Annotated in this window: 26 protein-coding genes; 13 read left to right on the top strand and 13 right to left on the bottom strand. The window is 69.0% G+C overall.

Annotated elements, in window-relative coordinates; translation table 11 throughout:
- Positions 1-9: 9 nt before the first annotated feature.
- Entirely contained in the window at positions 10-1092 is a 1083-nt protein-coding gene (locus AB5J62_RS28505; protein WP_370943000.1) for a winged helix DNA-binding domain-containing protein, read from the bottom strand.
- A complete protein-coding gene (locus tag AB5J62_RS28500; RefSeq protein ID WP_370942999.1) occupies positions 1089-2117 on the bottom strand; it encodes an epoxide hydrolase family protein in 1029 nt (342 codons plus the stop codon). The genes AB5J62_RS28505 and AB5J62_RS28500 overlap by 4 nt, the downstream gene beginning before the upstream one ends.
- 62 nt (positions 2118-2179) lie before the next feature.
- Between AB5J62_RS28500 and AB5J62_RS28495 the strand changes: the two genes are divergently transcribed.
- Positions 2180-3127, top strand: a complete 948-nt coding sequence (locus AB5J62_RS28495) for a helix-turn-helix transcriptional regulator (RefSeq protein WP_370942998.1) — start codon at positions 2180-2182, stop codon at positions 3125-3127.
- 32 nt (positions 3128-3159) lie between these two features.
- Here AB5J62_RS28495 and AB5J62_RS28490 read toward each other — a convergent pair whose 3' ends face one another.
- Positions 3160-3582 (bottom strand): PPOX class F420-dependent oxidoreductase, encoded by a 423-nt coding sequence (locus AB5J62_RS28490; RefSeq protein ID WP_370942997.1) that lies wholly within the window; start codon positions 3580-3582, stop codon positions 3160-3162.
- A gap of 49 nt (positions 3583-3631) precedes the next feature.
- On the opposite strand from AB5J62_RS28490, the gene AB5J62_RS28485 reads away from it, so the two are divergent.
- Together AB5J62_RS28485 and AB5J62_RS28480 are read left to right on the top strand one after the other, a co-directional pair.
- The gene (locus AB5J62_RS28485) at positions 3632-3988 is read left to right on the top strand and encodes a MerR family transcriptional regulator (RefSeq protein WP_370942996.1); all 357 of its coding nucleotides are present in this window, start codon (positions 3632-3634) and stop codon (positions 3986-3988) included.
- A gap of 8 nt (positions 3989-3996) precedes the next feature.
- The gene (locus tag AB5J62_RS28480; protein ID WP_370942995.1) at positions 3997-4554 is read left to right on the top strand and encodes an HD family hydrolase; all 558 of its coding nucleotides are present in this window, start codon (positions 3997-3999) and stop codon (positions 4552-4554) included.
- Positions 4555-4586: 32 nt separating this feature from the next.
- Here AB5J62_RS28480 and AB5J62_RS28475 read toward each other — a convergent pair whose 3' ends face one another.
- Positions 4587-5036 (bottom strand): class I SAM-dependent methyltransferase, encoded by a 450-nt coding sequence (locus tag AB5J62_RS28475; RefSeq protein ID WP_370942994.1) that lies wholly within the window; start codon positions 5034-5036, stop codon positions 4587-4589.
- A gap of 187 nt (positions 5037-5223) precedes the next feature.
- Here AB5J62_RS28475 and AB5J62_RS28470 point away from each other — a divergent pair, with 187 nt between their 5' ends.
- Positions 5224-5550, top strand: a complete 327-nt coding sequence (locus AB5J62_RS28470) for a hypothetical protein (RefSeq protein WP_370942993.1) — start codon at positions 5224-5226, stop codon at positions 5548-5550.
- Positions 5551-5615: 65 nt separating this feature from the next.
- On the opposite strand, the gene AB5J62_RS28465 is transcribed toward AB5J62_RS28470, so the two are convergent.
- From AB5J62_RS28465 to AB5J62_RS28450, 4 genes are all read right to left on the bottom strand, one after another.
- Positions 5616-6503 (bottom strand): amino acid ABC transporter permease, encoded by an 888-nt coding sequence (locus AB5J62_RS28465; RefSeq protein WP_370942992.1) that lies wholly within the window; start codon positions 6501-6503, stop codon positions 5616-5618.
- Positions 6500-7147, bottom strand: coding sequence for an amino acid ABC transporter permease (locus AB5J62_RS28460; RefSeq protein ID WP_370942991.1), 648 nt, complete (start codon positions 7145-7147; stop codon positions 6500-6502). Before AB5J62_RS28460 ends, AB5J62_RS28465 begins: the two co-directional genes overlap by 4 nt.
- 86 nt (positions 7148-7233) lie before the next feature.
- The gene (locus tag AB5J62_RS28455) at positions 7234-8148 is read right to left on the bottom strand and encodes a glutamate ABC transporter substrate-binding protein (protein WP_370942990.1); all 915 of its coding nucleotides are present in this window, start codon (positions 8146-8148) and stop codon (positions 7234-7236) included.
- Positions 8149-8200: 52 nt separating this feature from the next.
- Positions 8201-8929 carry an amino acid ABC transporter ATP-binding protein gene (locus AB5J62_RS28450; RefSeq protein ID WP_370950365.1) on the bottom strand — a complete coding sequence of 243 codons (729 nt, stop codon included), beginning with the start codon at positions 8927-8929 and terminating at the stop codon, positions 8201-8203.
- Positions 8930-9222: 293 nt separating this feature from the next.
- On the opposite strand from AB5J62_RS28450, the gene AB5J62_RS28445 reads away from it, so the two are divergent.
- Both AB5J62_RS28445 and AB5J62_RS28440 read left to right on the top strand, forming a co-directional pair.
- The gene (locus AB5J62_RS28445; RefSeq protein ID WP_370942989.1) at positions 9223-9906 is read left to right on the top strand and encodes a response regulator transcription factor; all 684 of its coding nucleotides are present in this window, start codon (positions 9223-9225) and stop codon (positions 9904-9906) included.
- 4 nt (positions 9907-9910) lie between these two features.
- Entirely contained in the window at positions 9911-11326 is a 1416-nt protein-coding gene (locus AB5J62_RS28440) for a sensor histidine kinase (protein WP_370942988.1), read from the top strand.
- On the opposite strand, the gene AB5J62_RS28435 is transcribed toward AB5J62_RS28440, so the two are convergent.
- The gene (locus AB5J62_RS28435) at positions 11298-12227 is read right to left on the bottom strand and encodes a TAXI family TRAP transporter solute-binding subunit (protein WP_370942987.1); all 930 of its coding nucleotides are present in this window, start codon (positions 12225-12227) and stop codon (positions 11298-11300) included. The two genes, AB5J62_RS28440 and AB5J62_RS28435, sit on opposite strands and share 29 nt — an antisense overlap.
- Before the next feature lie 48 nt (positions 12228-12275).
- On the opposite strand from AB5J62_RS28435, the gene miaB reads away from it, so the two are divergent.
- Positions 12276-13757 carry a tRNA (N6-isopentenyl adenosine(37)-C2)-methylthiotransferase MiaB gene (miaB, locus tag AB5J62_RS28430; RefSeq protein ID WP_370942986.1) on the top strand — a complete coding sequence of 494 codons (1482 nt, stop codon included), beginning with the start codon at positions 12276-12278 and terminating at the stop codon, positions 13755-13757.
- Between the two features lie 5 nt (positions 13758-13762).
- Positions 13763-14209, top strand: coding sequence for a hypothetical protein (locus tag AB5J62_RS28425; protein WP_370950364.1), 447 nt, complete (start codon positions 13763-13765; stop codon positions 14207-14209).
- A gap of 31 nt (positions 14210-14240) precedes the next feature.
- Here the strand turns inward: AB5J62_RS28425 and AB5J62_RS28420 are convergent, their stop codons facing one another.
- Together AB5J62_RS28420 and AB5J62_RS28415 are read right to left on the bottom strand one after the other, a co-directional pair.
- A complete protein-coding gene (locus tag AB5J62_RS28420) occupies positions 14241-14711 on the bottom strand; it encodes a hypothetical protein (protein WP_370942985.1) in 471 nt (156 codons plus the stop codon).
- 130 nt (positions 14712-14841) lie between these two features.
- Complete coding sequence (locus tag AB5J62_RS28415) at positions 14842-16155, bottom strand: DUF349 domain-containing protein (RefSeq protein ID WP_370942984.1); 1314 nt, start codon at positions 16153-16155, stop codon at positions 14842-14844.
- Positions 16156-16364: 209 nt separating this feature from the next.
- On the opposite strand from AB5J62_RS28415, the gene AB5J62_RS28410 reads away from it, so the two are divergent.
- The 3 genes from AB5J62_RS28410 to dapF are packed head-to-tail and all read left to right on the top strand — an operon-like array spanning position 16365 to position 18782.
- A complete protein-coding gene (locus tag AB5J62_RS28410) occupies positions 16365-17054 on the top strand; it encodes a class III extradiol dioxygenase subunit B-like domain-containing protein (RefSeq protein WP_370942983.1) in 690 nt (229 codons plus the stop codon).
- Positions 17051-17953, top strand: a complete 903-nt coding sequence (gene miaA, locus AB5J62_RS28405; protein ID WP_370942982.1) for a tRNA (adenosine(37)-N6)-dimethylallyltransferase MiaA — start codon at positions 17051-17053, stop codon at positions 17951-17953. Before AB5J62_RS28410 ends, miaA begins: the two co-directional genes overlap by 4 nt.
- Before the next feature lie 10 nt (positions 17954-17963).
- Positions 17964-18782, top strand: a complete 819-nt coding sequence (gene dapF, locus AB5J62_RS28400; RefSeq protein ID WP_370942981.1) for a diaminopimelate epimerase — start codon at positions 17964-17966, stop codon at positions 18780-18782.
- Here dapF and AB5J62_RS28395 read toward each other — a convergent pair.
- Positions 18772-20001, bottom strand: coding sequence for an MFS transporter (locus tag AB5J62_RS28395; RefSeq protein WP_370942980.1), 1230 nt, complete (start codon positions 19999-20001; stop codon positions 18772-18774). The genes dapF and AB5J62_RS28395 overlap by 11 nt on opposite strands.
- A 5-nt stretch (positions 20002-20006) precedes the next feature.
- Positions 20007-21239, bottom strand: a complete 1233-nt coding sequence (locus tag AB5J62_RS28390; protein WP_370942979.1) for an MFS transporter — start codon at positions 21237-21239, stop codon at positions 20007-20009.
- Between the two features lie 58 nt (positions 21240-21297).
- Here AB5J62_RS28390 and AB5J62_RS28385 point away from each other — a divergent pair, with 58 nt between their 5' ends.
- Positions 21298-21798 (top strand): helix-turn-helix domain-containing protein, encoded by a 501-nt coding sequence (locus AB5J62_RS28385; protein WP_370942978.1) that lies wholly within the window; start codon positions 21298-21300, stop codon positions 21796-21798.
- Positions 21799-21842: 44 nt separating this feature from the next.
- Positions 21843-23279, top strand: a complete 1437-nt coding sequence (gene hflX, locus AB5J62_RS28380; protein ID WP_370942977.1) for a GTPase HflX — start codon at positions 21843-21845, stop codon at positions 23277-23279.
- Positions 23280-23301 lie beyond the last annotated feature (22 nt).

The following is a 23301-nucleotide window of genomic DNA, read 5'->3' as shown; positions in this document are numbered from 1 at the left end:
TGGCCGGTTCTAACCGGTCATACCACTCACGACCCCTTTCAGGCCGGGTTCCGTGAAGGCCAGCAAGCGCGCGGCCTCGGCTTCGATCGCGGCGCGCTCCACTTTGGACAGCAGACGCAGTGGTTCCACCGTCAGCTCGACGGAATCCTTGGTCTTCTTGGTCGACCACTTCGCCGCGACCGTGCCGTCGACCAGCACCGTCGCCGCGACCGAAGCGCCGATGCAGACCGCTTTGCGGACCTCGTCGGTCATGACCCTGGTCCGGTCGGCGAAGGCCAGCAGCGGCGCGTCGAAGTCGGGAACCAGCCGCACCGGCGCCGGAAGGTCCGCCGACGCCAAGGTCGCGTCCGGCAGGTCGAACAACTCCCGCCCGTTCTCGTCGGTGTAGGTCCGCAGCTCGGGCCGCATCTCTTCGAAGACCTCCTTCAAGCCGCCAACGCCTGACCAGGCCCTTGCGTCCGAGACACTCGCCGGGCCGAACGCGGCCAGGTAGCGCCTGATCATCTCGGGCAGGTCGGTCTTCCCGGTGGCACCGGTCCACTCCGCACTGGCGAACGGCGTCGCGCCGTGGACGTTCCAGGTGCCGCTCGGCGCCGGGTGCACGAGGGGCTCCAGGTACTGCACGGTCCAGCCGAGCGCGGTCGGGTCGGCGCCCGGCCGGGATTCGGCGAGCCGTTTGCCGAGCTGGGGCCTGGTCAGCGGGCCTTCGGCGAGCAGACGCCTGGCGTCGGCGACGAGCGCGTCGAGGTCGATGCCCACAGTGGACTTGCCCCACGCGTTGCGCTGCACGCGGACCAGCAGGGGAGCCACGGCCGGGCGGATCAGGCGGAAGTCCGCGACCGAAAGCAGGTGCTGGGTGGCGCGCATCAGCGTCGACCGGACGAGCGAGCCGTCCTCGATGGCCGCGGTGAGGTCCTTGATCTCGAAGTCGCGCAGCCGGTTCCACAGCGCGAGGTAGGGCAGGTTCGGGCCTTGCGCGTTGAGCCCGAGCAGCCGCTCCGTCGCGTCCACTGTGGACAGGTCCGCGCGTTCGAGCAGCAGCTGCCGCTCGAATGTCGTGCGGTTGAGCGTGCGTGTGCTGAGCCTGGTCATCGCAGCTTCCCGAAGAACTCGCGGATGTCGCCGGCCAGCAGGTCCGGCGCCTCCATCGCGGCGAAGTGCCCGCCGCGATCGAACTCCGACCAGTGCACCATGGTGTTCTGCCGCTCCGCTGTCTCCCGGTCGGTGTTGTCACCGGGGAACACCGCGCACGCGGTCGGCACGCCCGAGTCGTCGGGCTCCGCGCCCCAGACCGCGGACTCGCGGTAGAGGCGCGTCGACGAGGCGAACGTCCCGGTGAGCCAGTAGAGCATCACGGTGGTGAGCAGCCGGTCGTCGTCGATCGGCTCCTTCGCGAAGAGGTGGAAGATGTCGGCGATCCACGCCAGCAGCGCGGCGGGGGAGTCGTGCATGCCGAAGGCCAGCGTCTGCGGCCTGGTCGACTGGATCGCCGCGTAGCCGCCGACCTCGCGGAAGCCGGCCACCACCTCGTCGGTCAGCGTGATCAGCCCGGTGACGTACACGCCGGCCACGTGCTCGGTGTCGATCCGTCCCAGCATCGGCCCGACGAACGACCCGACGTCACCGCCCGCCACGCCGTACCGCTGGTAGCCGAGGCCGGACATCAGCGCCGCGATCACCTCGGCGTAGCTCTCGATACCGCCTTGTCCCGGCAGCTGGGTCGGCCCGGAGAAAGCGAAACCGGGGTAGGACGGGATGACCAGGTGGAAGTCTCGCGACAGCGGCTCGATGACGTCGAGGAACTCCACAAAGGACGACGGCCAGCCGTGCAACAGCAGCAACGGCAACGACTGCTCGTTCGCCGACCGGATGTGCAGGAAATGCACGCACTGCCCGTCGATCTCGGTGACGAACTGCGGATAGGCGTTGAGCTCGCGTTCCCAGGCCCGCCAGTCGTAGCCGGTCCGCCAGCGCTCGGCGAGCCGTCGCACGGACGAGACCGGGATGCCGTGGCTCCAGCCGACGTCCGGCAGCTCGTCCGGCCAGCGGGTGTTCGCCAGCCTGGTGTGGAGCTCGTCGAGCTTGGCCTGCGGGATGTCGATGCGGAAGTTCTCCATGACGGAGACGCTATGGCGTGCTTAGGACAGTTTCGGTCCTAAGCGTGTGGCAATCTTGGGCCATGTCCTCAGCCCGGTTGCTCAAGCTGCTTTCGCTGCTGCAGACCCACCGCGACTGGTCCGGCGCCGACCTCGCCGACCGCCTCGGCGTCACGACGCGCACGGTCCGCCGCGACGTCGACCGCCTGCGCGAGCTCGGCTACCCGGTCCACGCCACCCAGGGCGCCGCGGGCTACCAGCTCGGCGCGGGCGCGTCGCTCCCGCCGCTGCTGCTCGACGACGACGAGGCGATCGCCGTCGCGGTCAGCCTGCGCACGTCGACCTCGGTCACCGGCATCGAGGAGACGGCGTTGCGCGCGTTGGCGAAGTTGGAGCAGGTGCTGCCGCCCCGCCTGCGTCACCGTGTCAACACACTCCAGACGGCCACGGTCCGCATCGGCGCCGCGGGCCCGCCGGTCGCCCCGGACACGCTGATGGCGATCGCCGACGCCTGCCGCCGCCGCGAACGGCTGCGCTTCGACTACACCAGCCCGCGCACCGGTGTTTCGGTCCGCACGACCGAGCCGCACAGCCTGGTCAACTACGGCAGGCACTGGTACCTCGTCGCCTGGGACACCGACCGCGAGGACTGGCGCACCTTCCGCGTCGACCGCCTCGTCCCGCGCACCCCGACCGGCCCCCGCTTCCCGCCCCGCGAGCCACCGGAGGGCGACGCCGCCACCTACGTCTCGCATCAGCTTTCGTCGAAGACCTGGGGATACCAGGCGACCGTGCTGCTGCACGAGTCCGCGGAAGCGCTGGTCGAGCGCGTCTGGCCGGGCATGGGCGTCGTCGAGGCGATCGACGCGCGGACGTGCCTCTTCCACGTCGGCGCCGAGACACCGGCCGACCTGGTCTGGATGATCACCTCGGTCAACGTCGGCTTCACGCTGGTGAGCGGCCCGCCGGAACTCGCCGCCGCGCTGCGTGCCCAGGCGGAGCGCTGCCTCGGCTCGCTCCAGAAGTCGTGAGTGGTACGGCCGGTTCTAACCGGCGAAAACACTCACGAGATCTTGGCGCCGTAGACGTGGTCGACGGTCATCGTCATGAGCACCCGGCGGTCGGCCACCATCGTCGCCCGGTACTCGGCCCAGTCCGGATGCTCGCCTGCGGCGGTGCGGTAGTAGTCCACCAGCGCCTCGACCTCGGGGCCGTGCGGGTCGGTGCCGGGGCCGATGAGCGTCGCGGTGCCCTCGGCGGTCGCCCACGACCCGCCGTCCGGGCTGGTGACTTCGAGCGTGGCGCGCGGGTCGCGGCGCAGGTTGACGGTCTTGACCAGCCCCTCGCGCATCGACACGTGGATGACGCCGTTCTCCTTGTCGTAGAACGGAAGCACGGGAGAAAGCTGGGGGCGGCCGTCGCGCTTGATCGTCGCCAGTACACCGAGCCTGCTCTCGGCGAGCAACGCGTGTGGATCGAATGCCATGGCAGAATCTTGAAGGTTCATACCGGTGTGAAGGTCAAGGGGGAAGCGCGTGCTGATCGGGGAGTTGAGCCGGCGCACCGGCGTCCGGCCGCACCAGCTGCGCTACTACGAGGCGCAGGGGCTGCTCGAACCCGTCCGCCGTTCCAGCGGCTATCGCGAGTACGCCGACGACGCCGTGCTGACCGTGGTCCAGATCCGGAAGCTGCTCGACGCCGGCCTGTCGACCCAGGACATCGGCTACCTCCAGCCCTGCGTCTCCGGCGCGGCGCCCGAACTCGAGCCGTGCGCGGAGCTGCTCGACGTGCTGCGCACCCGGCTCAAAGGGATCGACGAGCAGATCGACACGCTCACCCGGTCCCGCGACGCACTCCGTGATTACATCGCTGCCACAGAAGCCAAGCCCTGAGGAGAGACGTGTCGGACGAAGCGCTGGCGGCTTTCGGGTACGAACTGGGGATCCTGAAGCGGATCCGGCGGGCCGGATGGTGGCAGGCCGGGGTGCGCGATCCCGAATCGGTGGCCGAGCACAGCATGCGCGTCGCGCAGCTGGCCGGGCTGCTCGCGGCCGAAGAGGGCGCCGATCCCGCGCGCGCCGCTTACCTCGCGCTCTGGCACGACACACAGGAGACCCGCACCGGCGACCTCCCGCACACCGCCAGGCCGTACCTCACCAAGCCCGACCCGCGCCAGATCACGGCCGACCAGACCGCGAACCTCCCCGAGCGCGCCAAGAAGTCGGTCCGCGACGCCGTCGCCGAATACGAAGCGGCCGAGACCCCGGAATCCCGCTGCGCCCGCGACGCCGACAAGCTCGAAATGTTGCTGCAGGCTGTCGAATATCGCGACATCGGTGTCGCGCGCGTGCAGGAATGGATCGATTCCGCGCTCAAGGGCATCAACACCGAGACCGGCCGACGGGTCGCCGAGGTCGCCGTCGACCTTTCCCCCATGACATGGCGGAATTGGTCGTGAGCGTTGCGGGCGGTTCTAACCGCCCGGAACGCTCACGACTCCAATACCAAGAAATCCTGATCGGATTCGAGGACGCGATAGCCCGCCCGCGTGAAAGCGGGTTCGAGTTCCGGAAGTGGCGACAGAATGACCAGCCGCGCGCCGGGTTTCACATTCGGCGAAAGGCGCGCGACGATCGCGTCGGTGTCGGGCTGCCCGGTAGGCCAAGTGACCGTCACGAAGTCGAAGACGCCCATTCTCGGCAGCCTTGCCGTCGCGTGGATCTCGTAGGAGATGCCCAGCGGGTCCCGCTCTTCGGCACGCTGGGCGATGGCGATCAGCTCCTGTGAGGCGTCCACGCCCATGACCCGCGAGGCTCCCGCTCGGCGGAACAGCCGAGGGTGGTGACCGTCCCCGCAGCCCACGACCAGCACGGACTTGCCGGCCAGGCCCGGCAGCACGGACAGGATGGTGTCGTGTCCGACTCGCTCCCGACCAGCCATGATGCGGACGTTAGCCCAGAGTTCCGCCCTTCGACAGGCCCAAGCGGCTCATCTGCCTGTGACACGATTTCAAGCATTCTTGAAACGCCGGTGATCACTCAACTGGCGGTATGAGATTAACGGACGCTCTGGCGATCATGGTGGGGAACTGCCGTTGGGGTGGCAGTGTGTCGAAGGGGAGAAATCCGTGAAGAAATTCGTGATGAGTGCTGCGGCCATTTCCTTGGCGGCCGCGGGTCTGCTGTCCGGCGCGCCGATCGCGAGCGCGGCGACTGAGACCGTAACCGAGCCGTACTGTTCGGCCGGGCGCAATCCGTATGACCCGGAACAGGGCGGCGGCACCGCGTACTCGTACTGCACCAACGACGCGGCGGTCAAAGCGCATCGGGTGCTGATCTGGTGTGACGGGCGCGGTCCGTACTACGGCAACTGGATCGGCAAGGGCAAGTTCTCCACGACGGCGTGTGCCGGTGGGGAATACGCCACGAACATGGGACTTCAGGTCCAGCGCTAGTACCCAAAAAGGGGCGCATCCGCGAACTTCGTGGATGCGCCCCTTTTTTGTTCGAGTACGAGCGGTCAGGCCGCGCCACCAGCAGCGCCGCCGGCGTCACCGGTCAGGACGATGACGCCCGTGTTCTTGGCGGAGGTCTTGATGACCTTCTTGTTGCGGCGGTTGCGCTTCTCCAGGTAGTTCGCCAGCGCCGTCAGCAGCAGGCACATCACCACGTAGATCGCGCCGACCACGAGCGTCGACGGCACGATCGGCCGGGCGAAGTCACCCTGCGAGCCGATGAACTTGGCGTAGTACAACAGTTCCTGGTACGTGATCAGGAAGCCGAGCGCGGTGTCCTTCAGCAGCACCACCAGCTGGCTGATGATCGTCGGCAGCATCGCCCTGATCGCCTGCGGCAGCAGCACCGAGATCATCACGCGGGTCTTGCGCATGCCCAGCGCGTACGCCGCTTCGGACTGCCCGCGCGGCAGCGACTGGATGCCGGCGCGGAAGATCTCCGCGAGCACCGAGCCGTTGTACAGCATCAGGCCCAGCACGACGGCGAGGAACGGGGTCGTCTGGACGCCCGCGATCGGCAGGCCGTAGTAGAACAGGAACATCAGGACCAGCAGCGGGATCGCACGGAAGAACTCGACCACGACGCCCGAGATGCCGCGCAGCCACGCGTGGTCCGACAGGCGCCCGGCGGCGAAGATCGCGCCGAAGATCAGCGCCAGCACCGCGCCGGCGCCGAACGCCTTGATCGTGAACCAGGTGGCGCTCAGCAGGTCTTCCTGAACCTGCGAGTACTCCAGCCATTCCCACTTGCTCGGCGCGAACTGGCCGCTGTCGTAGAAGCGGTAGACGACGAACGCGATCAGCGCGACCACGGCCACGACGCCGATCACCGCGAACGCCCGGTAGCGCAGCCGCGCCTTCGGGCCGGGGATGTCGAACAGGACGTTGCTCATCGGGCCACGCTCCAGCGCTTCTCCAGGCTGCGCTGGACGACGGACAGCACGGAAACCAGGATGATGAAGCCGAGCGCCACCCAGAGCAGCCCGACCAGCTGGTTCTCACCGCGCTCGGACAGGTACTGCCGGATCGCGCCGGCTTCGGCGACCGAGAACCCGGCCGCGATGGTCGTGTTCTTCAGCAGCGCGATCAGGGTGCTGATCAACGGCGGGACCACCGAACGCAGCGCCTGCGGCAGCACGATCTGGCCCAGGATCTGGGTGAAGGTCAGGCCGAGCGCGCGGGCCGCCTCGGCCTGGCCGACCGGGACGGTGTTGATCCCCGAGCGGACCACCTCGCAGATGAAGGCCGAGGTGTAGACCGTCAGCGCGACCACCGCGGCGGTGAAGTAGTCCAGCTTGACGACCTTCAGCAGCGGGAAGGCGAAGACCATGAAGAGGAAGACCAGGGTCAGCGGGGTGTTGCGGACGATGGTCACGTAGGCGGTGCCGAACGCGCGGAACACCGGCACCGGGCTCACCCGCAGCATCGCCAGGAAGGTGCCGAAGATCAGGCTGCCGACCGCGGCGAGCGCGAACAGTTCGATCGTGGTGAGGAAGAAAGGACCGAAGAGGTCCAGATTGTCGAGCAGGACGTTCATCGAGCCCCCGCTGCTTCCTTCTCAGGAGTGGGTGGATACGACCGCGGCCGGTGGACAGCACTCATCCACCGGCCGCGACGTGACTGTCAGTACTTCTCGAGGGTCGGCTTGGTCGCGGTCGAACCCGACTTGCCGAGCGTCGCGTCGTAGATCTTCTGCCAGGTGCCGTCGTCCAGCGCCTTCTGCAGGGTGTCGTTGATCTTGTCGCGCAGCGCCTTGTCGTCGTGGCCGAGCCCGATGCCGTACGGCTCCTTGGTGAACGGCTGGCCGATGACCTTCATGGCGCTCTTGTCCTGCGCGGCGAAGCCCTTGAGGATCGCGTCGTCGGTGGTGACCGCGTCGACGTCCTTGGTCAGCAGCTTGTCGACGCACTGCGAGTAGCCCTGGAACTCGACGATGTTCGCGTCTTCGGTCAGCTTCTGCGTGCGCACGTTCTGGATCGGCGTCGAGCCGGTCACCGAGCAGACCTTCTTGCCCTTGAGGGTGTCCTTGCTGGTGATCGACGTGTCGTCGGCGCGGATCAGCAGGTCCTGGCCGGCCTGGAAGTACGGGCCCGCGAAGGAGATCTGCGCCTTGCGCTTGTCGTTGATCGTGTACGTGCCGACGTAGTAGGCGACGTCACCGTTGGTGATGGCCTGCTCGCGGTTGGCCGACGGGATGGCCTTGTACTCGATCTGGTCCTTGCCGAAACCGAGGCTGGCGGCGACCATGCGCGCGATCTCGATGTCGAAACCGGAGTACTGCCCGGTCGTGGCGTCCTTCTTGCCCAGACCCGGCTGGTCGTCCTTGACGCCGATGGTGATCTTCTTGGCGCCCTTGGCCTTGGCGAAGGCCGCGGAGCCCGCGACGTCCACGTTCTGCGCGACCACGTACTCCGGCAGCGTGGCGGCGTTGCCGGTCTGGCCCTCGGCGGGCTTGTCGGTCGGCGTGCCTTCCTTGCCACAGGCGGTCAGCGCAAGACCACCGACGAGCAGTCCCACCGCGAGGGTGCGGATCCTCATGTGAATCTCTCCTGTTTGTTTCGACGGTGCGGCGTGCGCCGCGGTACCACGCTCAGTGGGTCAGGATCTTGCCGAGGAAGTCCTTGGCACGGTCCGACTTCGGCTTGGTGAAGAACTCGTCGGGGGTGGTGTCTTCGACGATCTCGCCGTCGGCCATGAAGATGACCCGGTCGGCCGCACGGCGGGCGAAGCCCATCTCGTGCGTGACCACCAGCATCGTCATGCCCTCCTTCGCGAGGCTGGTCATGACGTCGAGCACCTCCTGGACCATCTCGGGGTCCAGCGCGGAGGTCGGCTCGTCGAACAGCATCACCTTCGGGCGCATGGCCAGCGCACGGGCGATCGCCACGCGCTGCTGCTGCCCGCCGGAGAGCTGGGCCGGGTACTTGTCGGCCTGGTTGGCGATGCCGACCCGCTCCAGCAGTTCCATCGCCGTCTTGCGGGCGTCGGCCTGCGCAGTCTTGCGCACCTTGACCGGTGCGAGCATCACGTTCTCGACGATCGTCTTGTGCGCGAACAGGTTGAACGACTGGAACACCATGCCGACGTCCGCGCGCAGCGCGGCGAGCGCCTTGCCCTCGGCGGGCAATGGCTTGCCGTCCACGGCGATCTCGCCCGAGTTGATCGGCTCCAGGCGGTTGATCGCCCGGCACAGTGTCGACTTGCCCGAGCCGGAGGGCCCGAGCACGACCACCACCTGCCCACGGGGCACCTCGAGGTTGATCTCCTTGAGTACATGCAGGTCGCCGAAGTACTTGTTCACGGCATCTGCCCTGATCATCGGCGGCGCCGTCGGCGCGGCGGTCATCTGGCCTCCACGAGCCTTGCTGGTTCTTAGGTTGTCCACGAGAGCGAGCACGCGATGGCGGAAACCTACTCCCGCCGAACTCGATGTAAAGCCCGCTTGACCCACACTTAGGGTTTCAAGTCCGTATCGTTCCCCCTCATCACCACTGATCACCCTAGTCCGGCGAAACGGACGACGTTACCGGGGTCACACCCGGTGTAATCTGGATCGGTCACGGTCCGTCACCGGTTCGCCCGCTCGGGCGGCCTCATGGAGGGGAACAAGGCTTGCGGGTATTGCTGGTAGAGGACGACGACCGTGTCGCCGGAGCCCTCACGCCCGCGCTCGTCCGCCGGGGGCTGGTGATCCGCAGGCTCGCGTCGGGCGCCGGGGTGCTCGATCGGGTGCACGAGGTCGACGTGGTCCTGCTCGACCTCGGCCTGCCCGACGTCGACGGGATCGTGCTGTGCCGCCAGATCCGCGCGGTCAGCGACGTCGCGGTCATCGTCGTGTCCGCGCGCGGCGAGGTCGAAGACCGGATTCTCGGGTTGCGCGCCGGCGCCGACGACTACCTCGTCAAGCCGTACAACGTCGAGGAGCTCGTCGCCAGGGTCCACGCGGTCCGCCGCAGGCGCGGCGACGGCGGCGTCGTGTCGCCCGCCCCGACCGGCGTGGTGCGCATCGACGACGTGCACGTCGACCTCGACCGGCACGAGGTGCGCGTCGGCGACACCGTGGTTTCCCTGTCCCGCAAGGAGTTCCAGGTGCTCACCCTGGTCGTCGCCGCCCGCGGCGCGGTGTGCACCCGCGAGCACGTCCTGGTCGAGGTCTGGGGACGCAGCGGGCCCGCGGAGAGCCGCTCGCTCGACGTCCACATCGCCACGCTGCGCACCAAGCTCGGCCGCCCCGCGATGATCGAGACGGTGCGCGGGGTCGGCTACCGCCTGGCCGGGCAGCCGGAACGGGAGTGACCCGATGCGCCTGAGACTGCAGGCGATCGTGCTGTCACTGGTCGCGCTGCTCGTGTTCGGCCTCGGCGTCCCGCTCGCGCTGGCCGTCGCGGGCCGGGTGCAGCAGGAGCTGTTCCTCGACCGGCTCACCGACACCTCGCGGTTCGCCTCGGTCGCGCAGCGGCCCATCGTCGACAACCGGCTGGGGGAGCTGTACGACCAGCTCCAGCGCTACAGCAGGACCTACGACGTCCCGATCGCCGTCGTCACCCAGGACCGGCAGCTCGCGGCCGTCGCGACGAGTTCGGCCTCCGGGGCCTTCGACCGGTCGGATCCGGCGATCGCCTCGAAGATCGACGCCGCGCTGGCGGGAAAACGCCCTGAGCTGAACACCGCGCTCGTGCCATGGGACGACAGCCCGCTCGTGCTGGCCGAGCCGATCCTCATCGACGGCGAGGTCCGCGGCGCGGTCGTCACCGTGTCGGCGACCGACAAAGCACGCAGCCTGCTGGCGGGCTATTGGGCGGTGATCGCGGCGGGCGCGGTGCTGGCGTTCAGCCTGGCGCTGCTGGTCGCGCTGCCGGTGGTGCGCTGGATCCTGCGCCCGGTGCAACGGCTGGACGAGGCGACCGAGTCACTGGTCGCCGCGGTCGTCAGCGGCCGGGACGTCGAACTCGTCGGCGCCGCCGGCGGGCCACCGGAGTTGCGGAAACTCGAAAGCTCGTTCGACCGCATGGCCGCCAGCGTCGGCGAGGCACTCGACGCGCAGCGCGCCTTCGTCGCGGACGCGTCGCATCAGCTGCGCAACCCGCTGACGGCGCTCAAACTGCGCCTGGGCAACCTGGAAGGGCAGGTCACGCCGGAAGCCGACGAAGAACGCGAAGCGGCGGTCGCCGACGCCGACCGGCTCAACCAGATACTCGACGGCCTGCTGTCGATGGCCAGGGCCGAGGCGTCGGCAGGCGAACTCGTGGTGGTCGACATGGACACCTCGGTCGCCGACCGGGTGGCCGACTGGCGGGTCGTCGCGAAGGCCGAAGGCGTCCGGCTGGAAACACACGGCCTTGGTGACGGCCTGTCGGTGCTGACCCCGGCGCGCGGCCTGGAGGTCGTGCTGGACAACCTCATCGGCAACGCGCTGAAGTTCTCCGGAACCGGTTCGGTCGTCGACATCTCGGTCGAGGACTCGGAGACCGTGGTCGAGCTGGCCGTCCGCGATCACGGTCCCGGCCTGCCCCCGGACGAGCTCGAGCGCGCGGCCGACCGGTTCTGGCGCAGCCCCGCACATCAGAACGTGCCCGGCTCGGGACTGGGGCTCGCCATCGTCAGCGAGATCGCCATGCTGGCGGGCGGCGGCGTACGGCTGGAGTTACCGGACGGTGGCGGCCTGCGCGTGGTCGTCGAGCTCCCGGTCAAGGCTTCCGATCGCGGTAATACCTGAGCGCGCCGGGATGGAGGTCCAGCGGCATGGTCTCGATACCGGGATGGACGTCGATGGACTGGGCGGCCGGGCTCACGTTGCTCAGCTCGCCGACGGCGTCGAACAGCTTCGCCACCAGCGCCTCGGCGAGATCGGGGCTCATGTCCGCCCGTACGACCAGGTAGTTCGGCACGATCAGCGTGGTCACCGGGCCACCACCCAGCGGATAGGTCGACGCCGGGATCGTCGCGGTGCGGTACACGGCGTTGAGCTCGCGCATCTTGTCCATCTGGGCGCCGATATCGAGCAGTCGTAGCGGCGACCGCTGGTTCGCCCTGGTGATCGCGTCGGTGGGCAGGCCGCCGGACCAGAACACCGCGTCGACCCCGCCCGTGGCGAGTGCGTCCAGCGCCGGATCCAGGTTGAGCGGTGTCGTCTTCGCCTGCACCGCGGCCTGCGCGAGCAGCTTGGTGGCGATGAAGGCGACCCCCGAGTCCGGCGAGCCGACCGCGACCGTGCGGTCCTTGAGGTCCTCGATCTTCGTGATATGTGAACTTCTGAGCACGACCACGTGCAGGTAGTCGTCGTAGATCCGGGCCAGCGCCCGCAGGTCGGAGTGCCCGGTCGTCAGATCGGCCGCGCTGAACGCCACATCGGCCTTACGGCTCTCGAGCAGGCCGAGGTTGTCCCGAGAGCCGTTCGACGGCAGCACGTTCGGCGTCGTCGCCATCCCGAGACCGCCCTGCCAGATCCCCGCCAGTGACTTGGCCAGCTTCGAGTAGACGCCACCCGGCACCCCGCCCGCGATGGTCAGCGGTTCACCCGACAAGTCCGGCGTGCAGCCCGCGAGCAGCATCAGTGTGAGCGCGAGCAGCCCGAACCGTCGTGTCGTCCGCCGTGTCGTCTGGCGTGTCACAGTCACGGACCCGATCGTGCCAGACCAGGTCAACCGCGTACTCTCGGACGCGAGATGAGCGCGCGCACTTACCAGATCCGTACCTTCGGCTGCCAGATGAACGTGCACGACTCGGAGCGGCTCGCGGGCCAGCTCGAGGGTGCCGGTTACGTCCCCGCCGAGGATGAGGGCACCCCTGACCTGATCGTGTTCAACACGTGCGCGGTCAGGGAGAACGCCGACAACAAGCTGTACGGCACGCTCGGCCACATCCGGCCGGACAAGATCGCGAAGCCGGGCATGCAGATCGCCGTCGGCGGCTGCCTCGCGCAGAAGGACCGCGGCGAGATCGTCAAGCGGGCGCCGTGGGTCGACGTCGTGTTCGGCACGCACAATCTCGGCTCGCTGCCGACGCTGCTCGAGCGCGCGCGGCACAACGACGAGGCGCAGGTCGAGATCCTGGAGTCGCTGGAGACGTTCCCGTCGACGCTGCCTGCGCGCCGCGAGTCGGCGTACGCGGGCTGGGTGTCGATTTCGGTGGGGTGCAACAACACCTGCACGTTCTGCATCGTGCCCGCGTTGCGTGGCAAGGAAAAGGACCGCCGTCCCGGTGACGTGCTCGCCGAGGTGGGTGCGCTGGTCGACGAAGGCGTGCTGGAGGTGACGCTGCTCGGGCAGAACGTCAACTCCTACGGCGTCGAGTTCGGTGACCGGCTCGCGTTCGGCAAGCTGCTGCGTGCCTGCGGGGAGATCGAAGGACTGGAGCGCGTCCGGTTCACCTCGCCGCACCCCGCCGCGTTCACCGACGACGTCATCGACGCGATGGCCGAGACACCGAACGTCTGCCCGCAGCTGCACATGCCGCTGCAGTCCGGTTCGGACCGGCTGCTGCGCGAGATGAAGCGGTCGTACCGCTCGGCGAAGTACCTCGGCATCCTGGATCGGGTGCGCGAGTCGATGCCGGACGCCGCGATCACCACCGACATCATCGTCGGTTTCCCCGGCGAGACCGAGGAAGACTTCCAGGCGACCATGGACGTCGTCGCGCAGGCGCGGTTCTCCAGCGCGTTCACCTTCCAGTACTCGCAGCGGCCCGGCACGCCGGCCGCCACGATGCCGGACCAGCTGCCGAAGGCCGTCGTGCAGGAGCGCTACGAGCGGCTCGTCAAGCTGGTCAACGACGTCGCGTGGGAAGAGAACAAGAAGATCGTCGGCCGCAAGGTCGAACTGCTGGTCGCGACCGGCGAAGGCCGCAAGGACGCTGAGACCCAGCGCATGAGCGGCCGCGCCCGCGACGGCAGGCTCGTGCACTTCACCCCGACCGGCCCGATGATCGACCGCTCGGTCCGGCCGGGCGACATCGTCGAGACCGTGGTGACCTACGGCGCGCCGCACCACCTGGTGGCCGACGGCGAACTGCTCTCGCACCGGCGCACCCGCGCGGGTGACAACGTCGAGGCCGGGCTCCGGCCCAAGACCGACGGCGTCGGCCTCGGCCTGCCCTCCTTCGGCGCGCCCGCGCCGTTGCCCGCTACGACCGGTGGGTGCTCGCTGTGAACGACATGGAAGAACTGGCCAAGGACGTCGACGGTGTCGTCGCGAAGGCCGCCCGGACGATCGACCTCGGCAAGCGCGGGTTCACCATCGCGGTGCTGGTGTTCGTGCTGATCATCGGGCAGCTGCTGCCCTGGGTCGGCGACCACGTCGGCTGGCAGGTGCTGACCGGCGAGGGTGGCGGTATTCCGCAGCTGTTCGCCGCGACTTCGACCGGTGTCGGCGTCTTCGCCTCCGCGCTGACGCTGGGCCTGCGCCGCTGGTGGATGGCGTGGGTCTGCGCGGTCGGCGGCTGGTTCGCGTTCGTCGACGGGATTCTGGCGATCTGGTCGCAGCAGTCCTCGGTCGCGGCCAATGCGATCGGCACCGGGCCCGGCATCGGCATGATCATCGGCTGGCTGGCCACCATGCTGCTCGGCATCCAGTGGATGCGCGCGGCCTGGTCCCGCACCTGAGTTCTTCAGGCACAGGACCGGCCGCCACGGTTCAGAGGATCTTCAGCAGGATGTTGGCGGAGACGGCGAGATCGATGGTGGCACTCGCCGGGTGATAGACGCGCAACGTCAGCGTCGCCCGGAGCGTGAACGTCAGCTCGATCTTGTACTTGCCGTTGGGTTTGCAGCCGCCGTCGGCGATGTTGACCCAGGTGTTGGTCCTGATGTCGAGCTTCTGCAGGATGATCGGCTCGACGCTCTCCAGGCCGTCCGTGCGGGCGTTGGCCGCGTCTTCGACGTCCATCCGGCCCTTGATCTTGGCCTTTTCGCCTGCCTTGATTTCTTTCTTTTCGGCCTCGGCCTGGAGTTTCGCCTTCTTTTTCTTGCCATGGACGGCGACCGACGAGGTTTGGTCCGGAGAACCGATCGCCGACGCGGCCGGGGCGAACCCGGCCACCAGAGCGCAGCTGATCGCCAGCGCCGCGAACGCGCGGCCGGCGTGTGAAATCAGTGTGTGGTTCATGGTCCACAGTGGACCACTCAAGATCGCCATGAGTGATCGCTAACCCTCGACCAGGTGACGCAAAAGGGCTCGTGAGCGTTGCGGGCGGTTAGAACCGCCCGCAACGCTCACGAGCCCTGGGTAGAGCGACTTAGCGGTCGGCGACCGCGGCTTCGGCGGCGGCGAGCCATTCGCGCCACTGCGCGGCCTGCTCGTCGGCCTTCTTGGCGTCGCGCTCCTTGCCGGCCGCGCGTGCCTTGGTCGCCTGGGACTCGAAGTGCGCGATGCGCTCGCGGAACTGCGCGACGCGGGCCTCGGCTTCGGGGTCCGTGCGGCGCCACTTGGTCTCTTCGGCGTCCTTGATCTTGTCCTGGACGGTCTTGAGGCGTCCGTCGAGTTCGCGGATGCGCTCGCGCGGGACCTTGCCGATCTCGTCCCACTGGTCCTGGATGCGCCGCAGGTGGTTCTTGGCGGCCTCGAGGTTGGCGGCGGGGTCGATCTTCTCGGCCTCGACGAGCAGCGCCTCCTTCTTGGACGCGTTCTCGCCGAACTCGGCGTCGCGCTCGGAGAACACCGCGGAGCGGCGGGCGAAGAACTTGTCCTGCGCGGCGCGGAAACGCTGCCACAGCGCCTCGTCGGAGTCCTTGGGCGCGCGGCCGGCGGCCTTCCACTCGCCCATGAGGTCCTTGTAGCGGCCCGCGGTGTCGCCCCAGTCGTCGGAGTCGGCGATCTTCTCGGCCTCGGCGATCAGCTCTTCCTTGCGCTGCTTGGCCGTCGCGCGCTGCTTGTCGAGCTCGGCGAAGTGCGAGCCGCGGCGGCGGTTGAACGCCTCGCGTGCCTTGGAGAACCGCTTCCACAGCTCGTCGTCGGTCTTGCGGTCGACACCCTTGACGGCCTTCCACTCGTCGAGGATCGAGCGCAGCCGGTCACCGGCGGACTTCCACTGGGTCGACTCGGCCGCGATCTTCTCGGCCTCCTCGGCGAGGACCTGCTTGCGGCTGATCGCCGCAGAGCGGGCTTCCTCGCGCTCGGCCTTCGCGCTGGCGAGCGCCTTCTCCGCGTGCCCGATGACGTGGTCGATCCGCGCGCCCAGCGCGGCCAGGTCACCGACCACGGCGGCTTCGGCGAGACCCTCGCGCATCTGCGTGGCGCTCTGCAGCGCGTGCTTCGGGTCGCCCGCGCCGGACTCGAGTCGCGTCTCCAGCAGCTCGACCTCGGTGCGCAGGTCGTCGAACCGGCGCGCGTAGTGGATGAGTCCTTCGTCAGGGCTACCCGCCTGCCAGACACCGACAGCGCGTTCACCGTCGGCGGTCGTGACGTAGACGGTGCCCTCCTCGTCCACCCTGCCCCACCGGTCCGGATGGGTCTCGGCTTGCGGTACCGGGGGAGCGGCGTGCCCGCCGCTCACTGCGTGCGGCACGGGGTGCGGTGCCGGGGTACCGGTGGACGTGTTCTCCTGGGCCATCGCAGGCTCCTTATCGCCTGTACGCCCGCCGGGGCGGGCGCCCCACGTCTGGCGTGGGGCCGGGTAGTGCGGGTATGCGAACCTCTGCCGCATTCAAGCAGCTCACGGTCCGCAGTGGTACTGGAACGCTTTACCTAGAGCACGTGATCCTACTGGTGACGGAGCGTCCGCGGTGGCCACTCCCGGAAGGGGAGGTAACGTCGCACGGCGTGATCACGCAAGTGGTAATGGTGCCGCAGCCGCCGTTGCTCGTCCCCGAACTCGCCGCCGGTGCCGCCCCCGAGACCGCTCAACTGCGCGAAGCCTGCCTGTCAGCGGTCCGTGCGCTGGGCGGACGCTGGCTGGCCGTCGCCGCGGGCCCCGTCGAGCAAACCGTGTCAGCGGCCGGAGCTGGCACGTTTCGCGGCTATGGCGTCGACGTCGGCGTCACGCTGGCGGCCGCCGCGGCTTCCACTCCGGCGGGTGAACTTCCGTTGCCCGCCCTCATCGCCGGCTGGTTGCGCGGGCAGGCGGGCGCCGAGTCCGTCGAAGTCCGCGTCGTGGACGCCACCGCCACCCCCGGCCACTGCGCCGACCTCGGTAGGAGCCTCGACAGCGAAGACGCCGGCCTGCTCGTGCTCGGCGACGGCTCGAACCGGCACGGGCCACGGTCACCCGGCAACGAGGACGAGCGCGCGCCCGGCTTCGACGAGGCCATCGCCGCCGCGCTCGGCAAGGCCGACGTCGAAGCCTTGAAGGCCTTGGATCCCGGATTGTGCGCCGAACTCGGCGTGACCGGCCGCGTGCCGTGGCAGGTGCTCGCCGGGCTCGCCGACGGCGCGTCCTGGCGCGCGGAGCTGCTCTACACCGGCGCGCCGCACGGCGTCGGCTACCACGTCGCCGTCTGGGAGCGCGGGTGATCCGGCCGATCGCGGTGGTCGGCCCGACGGCCACCGGCAAGTCCGATCTCGCCGTCGACCTCGCGCTCGCGCTGGGCGGCGAAGTGATCAACGCCGACGCCATGCAGCTCTACCGCGACATGGACATCGGCACCGCCAAGATGACGCTCGACGAGCGCCGCGGCGTCCAGCACCACCAGCTCGACGTGCTCGACGTGACCGAGACCGCGTCCGTCGCCGCGTACCAGCGCGAGGCCCGCGCGTGCGTCGAGAAGCTGCTCGACGCCGGACGCGTCCCCGTGCTCGCGGGCGGTTCCGGGCTCTACGTCCAAGCCGTGCTCGACGACCTCAAGTTCCCCGGCACCGATCCCGCGATCCGCTCGCGCCTCGAAGCCGAGGCCGAAGAAGCAGGCACCCCGGCGCTCTACGCCAGGCTCGCGAAGGCCGACCCGGTCGCGGCCGAGGCGATCCTGCCCGGCAACATCCGCCGGATCGTCCGCGCCCTCGAGGTCATCGAGATCACCGGCGAGCCGTTCTCGGCGAACCTGCCCACACCCGGGCCGCCGCGCTACGACACGCTGATGATCGGCGTGGACCGCGAAGTCGCCGAGCTCGACGAGCGCGTCGACCTGCGTGTCGAGCGGATGTTCGCGGCCGGGCTCGTCGACGAGACCCGCGCGCTCGCCGAGCGCGGCCTGCGCGAGGGCAAGACGGCCTCGCGTGCGCTGGGCTACCAGCAGGTGCTGGCCGCGATGGACACGGACGGTGACTACGAAGCGGCCGCGGCCGCGACCGCGCTCGCCACCCGCAGGTTCGTCCGCAAGCAACGGTCCTGGTTCCGCCGCGACAAGCGGATCCACTGGTTCGGCGGTGCCGATCGTCACCTGGCCGACAGCGTGTTGACATTGGCAGGCAAGTAATCTTGCGGCCATGGGCGGCATCGCATTCCTCAAAGGGCACGGCACACAGAACGACTTCGTGCTGCTGCCCGACCCCGACGGCCGCCTGGACCTGACCGAAGCCAGGGTGGCAGCGCTGTGTGACCGGCAGCGTGGCCTTGGCGCGGACGGTGTCCTGCGCGTGGTGCGGTCGACGGCCATCGGCGAGAGCTCCGCCGGCGAATGGTTCATGGACTACCGCAACGCCGACGGCTCGATCGCCGAGATGTGCGGAAACGGCGTCCGCGTCTTCGCGCGCTACCTGGTCGACGAAGGCCTGGTGACGGGCGACTTCATCGTCGGCACCCGCGCCGGCGACCGGCCGGTGCAGGTGCACCCGGACCGCTCGGTCACCGTCCAGATGGGACCGGCGACGATCATCGGCGCCTCGGTGACCATGGTCGCGGGCAGGCCGTTCTCCGGCGTCGCGGTGAACGTCGGCAACCCGCACCTGGTGTCGGTGGTCGACGACGACGTCGACACACTCGACCTGCGTGACCAGCCGGACTTCGACAAGGACTTCTTCCCCGAGGGCGTCAATCTCGAGTTCATCAACCCGCTGGCCGACGACGTGCTCAAGATGCGCGTGCACGAGCGCGGCGTCGGCGAGACGCGGGCGTGCGGCACCGGCACGGTCGCGGCCGTCGCGGCGCACCTGCACGTCGCGGGCACCGACACCGGCGCGGCGACCGTCGAAATCCCCGGCGGCGTCGTCCAGGTGACGATCTCGAAGGGCGCTTCGACGCTGACCGGCCCCGCCGAGATCGTCGCCCGCGGCGAGCTGGACGAGAAGTGGTGGGCTAACGCGTAACCGGCTCTGGCAGGTCTCGCATCTTGCGAAGCGGCGAGAAGATCAGGAAGAGCACGCTCACGGCTGAGAGCGCGGTGCCCACGATGATGGTGCCGCGGATCCCGAGCAGCTCACCCAGCACGCCGCCGACGAGGCCGCCGAGCGGGAACACGCCCCAGACGACGAACCGGATGCTCGCGGTCATCCGCCCGAGCATCCGGTCGGGGCAGACCGTCTGCCGGTACGAGACGTTCGCGACGTTGAAGACGATGATGCCGTAGGAGAAGATCCCGTACCCGGCGACGACGAAGGCGACGCGCCAGCCCGGCGTCGCCAGCCCGTTGAGCAGGCCGCACGGCCACGTGCACGCCGTCACCAGCCAGATCGCGCGGCACGGGCCCAGTCGCCGGTTCAGGAAACCCGCGGTGAGCGCGCCGAGCACGCCGCCCGCCGAGCCGACGGCCAGCACGAGGCCGACCCCGGCGGGGGTCAGTGCGAGCGTGCGGGTCAGGAACAGCATCAGCACCGCGAAGAAGATCCCGTTGCCGAAGCTGCCGGTCGCCGTCGAGATCGTGATCGCGCGCAGGATCCGCTCGCCGAAGACGAACCTCAGGCCTTCGGTGATCTGGACGCGCAGCTTGGCCTTCTCGTGGGGTGCGGGCGGCGGTTCGACGGCCTTGATCCGCAGCAGGCACCACGCCGAGCCCAGAAAACCGAGCCCGGTGGCCAAAACCGCATTGGCCGCGCCCGCCAGCTGGGTCAGCAGGCCGCCGAGACCGGGTCCGGCCACCTGTGCCACCGAGCTGCTCGCCTGCAACTTGGAATTGCCCTCGATCAAGTGGTCACGGCTGATCAACGTCGGCAGGTACGACTGGTACGCGACATCGAAGAACAAGGTCGCTGCCCCGGCCAGCAACGCGACCACGATCAGCTGAGTGAGTGTCAGCACCCCGAGCCACCAGGCCACCGGTACCGAGAGGAACAGCGCGGCGCGGGCGAAGTCCGCAGCCAGCATCACCGGCTTGCGGCGCATCCGGTCGATCCACACCCCGGCGGGCAGGCCGAGCACCAGGAACGCGGCCTGCTCGGCGGCGATCAGCAAGCCCATCTGGAACGGGGTGGCGGCGAGCACCGTCGCCGCGAGCAACGGGACCACCGTGACACCGATGAACTGCCCGCCCTGACTGATGCTGTCGCCCGCCCAGAGCCTGCGAAAGTCCGCGTGCCGAAGTAAAGCCATGATCGTCAGCTTGGCTTAACAAGCTCCGGAACGTCACGCAGTTTTCGAATAGGCGAGACGAGCAGCCAAAGCACCGCCGACGCCTGCACGGCGGCACCGGCGATCAGCGCGCCGCGCACGCCGATCAGCTCGCCGAGCACCCCACCCAGCAGCCCGCCGATCGGCTGGATCCCGTAGACGAGGAACCGGATGCTGGCGTTCATCCGGCCCAGCATCCCGTCGGGGCAGATCGCCTGGCGGAAGCTGAGCTGCGCGACGTTGTAGACGACCACGCCGTACCCGAACAGCAGCAGGCCGAACGCCGCGAGCCCGATCCGCCAGCCCGGCGCGGCGAGCGGCAGCAGCAGCTGGCCTGGCAGGCTCACCAGCGAGACGATCCAGATCGAGCGCACCTGCCCGATCCGGGCGATGCACCAGCGCGCGGTGAGCGCGCCCGCGACGGAGCCGACCCCGGAGACCGCCAGCAGCCCGCCGACCGCGGCGGCCGAAAGCCCGACCTCGCGGGTCAGGAACAGCACGGTCACCGCGCCGAGCATCAGGTTGCCGAGGTTGGCCGTGCCGGTCGCGCAGGTGATCGGGCGCAGCAGGGGATTGCCGAAGACGAACCGCAGTCCTTCGGCGATCCGGGGCCACAGCTTCTCGTTCTCGTGCCGCACCGGCTCGGGTTCCGCGGTCTTGATGCGCACCAGGCACAGCGCCGAGCAGAGGAAGCCGATCCCCGTGGTGAGCACCGCGTTCGCCGCGCCGGCGAGCTGGACGAGCGTGCCGCCCAAACCCGGTCCGGCGACCTGCGCCACCGACAGGCTGGACTGCAGCTTCGAGTTGCCTTCGAGCAGATGCTCCCGGCCGACGAGCGAGGGCAGATACGACTGGTAGGCAAGATCGAAGAAGACCGTGCAGACCCCGGTGAGCAACGCGACCACGACCAGCTGGCCGAGCGTGAGCACCCCGGTCCACCAGGCGATCGGCACCGAGATCAGCAGCGCCGCGCGCACGAAGTCGGCGCGCAGCATGATCGGGCGGCGGCGCCACCGGTCCACCCACACGCCCGCGGGCAGGCCGATGACCAGGAACGCGGCCGTCTCGGCGGCGGTCAGCACCCCCATCTGGAACGGCGTCGCGGCGAGCACGGTGGCCGCCAGCAGCGGGATCGCCGTCTCGCCGATCTTCTGGCCGAACTGGCTGAGCGTGTCGCCGGCCCACAGCCTGCGGAAGTCGGCGTGGCGGAGCAAAGACATGCGTTCAGCCTGGCTGAGTGATTGGAAACTGTCAATCACTGGAGGCTATGCTCGGCCCATGGTGAGGCAACGGCGGCCGTCGACGGCGGCGGAGGCGAACGCGCTGGCATCCGGAATACGGCTGCGCATCATCCGGTTGACCCTTTCGGACGCCTTGACCAACAAGGAACTCGCCGACCGGCTCGGCAAAGACCCCGCCACCACGCTGCATCACGTGCGCAAGCTCGTCGACACCGGCTTCCTCGAACCGCAGCCGCCGCGCAAGGGCGCCCGTGGCGCCAAAGAGATCCCGTACCTGTCGACCGGGCTTTTCCGTGACCTGTCCAACGCCGGTCAGAGTCAAGTCGGCGAGGCGATGCTCGAGGCCTATCTGGCCGAGATCGCCGAGCTCGACATCGCGGACGTCGACCAGACGGCAGGCGTGCTCCGGCTCGGAAAAGCCCAGCAGGAAGAGCTGATGAGGCGGATGATGGAGCTGGCCGAGGAGTTCCGTGAGCGGCCGGTGGACCCGGACGCGGAACCCGTGGCCATCTACATCGCGACTTACCCGGCCAAGTAAATGGATTCGGCACCCACGGCGAATCGTGGGACAATTGAAGGACGATGACAGAACTGACACACGATGAGTTGACCAACACGGACATGCCGGGCGGTGACCCCTCCATCGGCGAACTGGAGCTCGAGGATCGCGCCTCGCTCCGCCGCGTCGCGGGGTTGTCCACCGAACTCGCGGATGTCACCGAGGTCGAGTACCGGCAACTGCGCCTGGAGCGCGTCGTGCTGGTCGGTGTGTGGACCGAGGGGACCCCCGCCCAATCAGAGGCTTCGCTCGCCGAACTGGCGCGCCTGGCCGAAACCGCGGGCTCCGAGGTGCTGGAGGGCCTCGTGCAGCGCCGCATGCGCCCTGACCCGGCGACCTACATCGGGTCGGGCAAGGTACGCGAACTCAGGGACATCGTGGTGGCGACCGGCGCCGACACGGTGATCTGCGACGGTGAGCTCTCCCCGAGCCAGCTGCGTCAGCTGGAGGAGAAGGTCAAGGTCAAGGTGATCGACCGGACCGCCCTGATCCTGGACATCTTCGCCCAGCACGCGCGGTCGAAGGAAGGCAAGGCCCAGGTCGAACTGGCCCAGCTGCAGTACCTCATCCCGCGTCTGCGCGGCTGGGGCGCGGCGCTGTCCCGCCAGGGCAGTGGCGGCAACGGTGGGGTGGGCCTGCGTGGTCCCGGTGAGACGAAGCTGGAGACCGACCGCAGGCGCATCAACAAGCGGGTGTCGAAGCTGCGGCGCGAGATCGCCGCGATGGACACCATCCGCGAGACCAAGCGCGGGCGCCGCGTCGCCAACGAGGTGCCCAGCGTCGCCATCGTCGGCTACACCAACGCGGGCAAGTCCAGCCTGCTCAACGCGCTGACCGGCGCGGGTGTGCTGGTGGAGGACTCGCTGTTCGCCACCCTGGATCCGACGACCCGCCGCGCGGCGACGGCCGACGGCCGCACGTACACGCTGACCGACACCGTCGGTTTCGTGCGGCACCTGCCGCACCAGCTGGTCGACGCGTTCCGGTCGACGCTCGAGGAGGCCGCCAACGCGGACCTGCTCGTCCACGTCGTCGACGGGTCCGACCCGGCACCGGAGGACCAGGTCAACGCGGTACGCGAGGTGCTCAACGAGATCACCCGCCGCCGCTCCGACCCGCTCCCGCCGGAACTGCTGGTGATCAACAAGACCGACGCCGCCGACGAGCTCGCGCTCGCCAGGCTCCGTCACGTCATGCCGGGCTCGATCCAGATCTCCGCGCGCACCGGCACCGGGGTGCGCGAACTGGTCGAGACGATCACGGACCGGCTGCCCCGGCCCGAGGTCGTCGTCGAGGTGGTCATCCCGTATTCGCGGGGCGAACTCGTCTCGAAGGCCCACGCCGACGGCGAGATCCTCGAAGAGGAACACCTGCCCGACGGCACCAGGCTGCGCGCCAGGGTCCGCCCCGAACTCGCCGCCGCGTTGCAGCAGTTCGTGACAGACGGCTCACCGGCCTGACAGCGGCACGCACCGGATCCTC

The organism is Amycolatopsis sp. cg5 (genome assembly GCF_041346955.1).
Classification (GTDB): domain Bacteria; phylum Actinomycetota; class Actinomycetes; order Mycobacteriales; family Pseudonocardiaceae; genus Amycolatopsis.
This window is presented reverse-complemented; position numbering and strand designations above follow the sequence as displayed.